This window comes from Mycobacterium sp. TH-M82, from assembly GCF_057473605.1.
The window spans coordinates 1-2,553 of sequence record NZ_JBYCKY010000549.1 but is presented as its reverse complement, the minus strand read 5'-3'; the positions used below and the strand labels follow the sequence as shown (position 1 = coordinate 2,553).

1 protein-coding gene is annotated in these 2,553 nt (G+C 70.0%); it reads left to right on the top strand.

What is annotated here, in order from left to right:
- A partial coding sequence (locus AC2VON_RS16615) for an acyltransferase domain-containing protein (RefSeq protein WP_486953930.1) occupies positions 1-2,553 on the top strand: 2,553 nt, incomplete at both ends.

The window sequence follows — 2,553 nt, the reverse complement described above, 5'->3', positions numbered from 1 at the left end:
TCACCGAGTGGCCGCGCTACAGCGGCTATGCGATCACGGGTGTGTCCGCTTTCGGTTTCGGCGGCGCCAACGCGCATCTGGTGCTGCGCGAGGTGCTGCCGCACGATGTGCTGGAAAAACAGGTGCGGGAACCCGAATCCGAGCCGGTCGAGGAGCCTGCGCCGGTCGAGGAGGCTGCGGAGTACATGGGCGGGGTACGTTTCGACGCCTACGGCGAGTTCGTCGACGAGGCGTCGTCGCGCCAGGTCGAGCCCGAGCCGCCGGGGCCGACCGACGAGGCGTTGCGGCTCAAGGAGATTGCGCTGCAGGAATTGGCTTCGCAGCAGGCCCCGACTCCCGTTGTGCCGCTGGCGGTGTCGGCATTTCTGACCTCCCGCAAAAAGGCCGCCGCCACCGAGCTGGCCGACTGGATGGACAGCGAAGAGGGCCGCGCGTCGTCGCTGGAGTCGATCGGCCGCGCGCTGTCCCGGCGCAACCACGGTCGCTCCCGCGCGGTGGTGCTGGCCCACGACCACGACGAGGCGATCGCCGGACTGCGCGCGCTCGCCGACGGTAAGCAGAAGCCGAACGTCTACACCGCGGACGGCCCGGTGACCAGCGGCCCGGTATGGGTGCTGGCCGGGTTCGGCGCGCAGCACCGCAAGATGGGCAAGGAGCTCTACCTGCGCGACCCGGTCTTCGCCGAGTGGATCGACAGGATCGACGCGCTGATCGCCGACGAGCGCGGCGTGTCGATCCTCGAGATGATCCTCGACGACGCGGTGGACTACACCGCCGACACCGTCGAATTCCCCATCGAGGCCGTCCAGTTGGTGATCTTTGCGATCCAGATCGCGCTCGGGGAGCTGCTCAGGGCGCACGGCGCCAAGCCGGCCGCGGTGATCGGCCAGTCGCTGGGTGAGCCGGGTGCGGGCTACTTCGCCGGCGGGCTGTCGCTGCGCGACACGGTCCGGATCATCTGTTCGCGCGCCCGGCTCATGGGCGAGGGCGAGGCGATGCTGTTCGGCGAGTACATCCGGCTGATGGCGCTGGTGGAGTACTCCGCCGAGGAGATCGCAGAGGCGTTCTCCGACTTCCCTGACCTCGAGGTCTGCGTGTATGCCGCGCCGAACCAGACCGTGATCGGCGGGCCACCCGAGCAGGTGGACGCGATCATCGCCCGCTGCGAAGCCGAGGGACGCTTCGCCCGCAAGTTCGCGACCAAGGGCGCCAGCCACACCGCGCAGATGGACCCGCTGCTGGGCGAATTCACCGCGGACCTGGCCGGCATCGATCCGCAACCGCTGAGCTGCGGCTACTTCTCCACGGTGCACGAGGGCAGCTACTTCCGGCCCGGCGGTGAGCCCATCCACGACGTCGACTACTGGAAGAAAGGCCTGCGGCACAGCGTCTACTTCACCCACGGTGTGCGTAACGCCGTCGAGGCCGGGCACACCACGTTCGTGGAGCTGGCCCCCAACCCGGTGGCGTTGATGCAGGTGGGTCTGACCGCCGCCGCCGCCGGCCTGCCGGATGCGCAGCTGATCGCCACGCTGGCCCGCAAGGCCGACGAGGTCGACTCGATGACCATGACGATGGCGCAGCTCTACGTCGGTGGCCACGACCTGGACTTTCGCACCCTGTTCCCGCGCCGGGCGCAGGGGCCGGTCGGCCCGGAGGAGTTCGCCGACATCCCGCCGACGACGTTCAAGCGCAAGCCGCACTGGCTGGACGCGCACTTCTCCGGCGATGCGTCTGGGATCATGCCCGGTTCGCACGTGGCGCTGCCGGACGGCCGTCACGTCTGGGAGTTCGCTCCGCGCGGTCCGGCCGACCTGGCTGAATTGGTGAAAGCCGCTGCGGCCGTTGTGCTTCCGGATACATCCGTGGTTGCCGCCGAGCAGCGCGCGGTGCCCGGCGAGGGCGCCCGGCTGGTGACGACGCTGACCCGGCACCCCGGCGGCGCGGCGGTGCAGGTGCACGCCCGCGTCGACGAGTCGTTCACCCTGGTCTATGACGCGCTGGTGTCGCGGAACGGCGCCGCCGGTGCGCTGCCGGTTGCGGTGGGGGTAGGTGTCGCCGCCGCCTTCGCCGCCGAGGCCGCTGAGGCCGCTGAGGCCACTAAGGCTGCTGAGGCGCCCGAGCCCGACGCCGAGATCCTGCACGACAACCTGGCCGCGGGCGTCGGGCTGGCCGCGGGTTTCGCCAAGTGGTCGCCGGGCTCCGGGGAGACCGTCGGGCAGCGGCTGGGCGCCATCGTCGGCGCCGCGATGGGGTATGAGCCCGAGGACCTGCCGTGGGAGGTGCCGCTCATCGAACTGGGCCTGGACTCGCTGATGGCGGTGCGGATCAAGAACCGCGCCGAGTACGACTTCGACCTCCCCCCCATCCAGTTGACGGCGGTGCGGGATGCGAATCTGTACAACGTCGAGCAGATGATCACCTACGCGGTCGAGCACCGCGACGAGGTCGACGCGTTACACGAACACCAGCAGACTCAGACCGCCGAGGAGATCGCCGCCGAACAGGCCGCCATGCTGGCCGGCGCGAAGGCGAGCGCTGACCCCTCCGGCC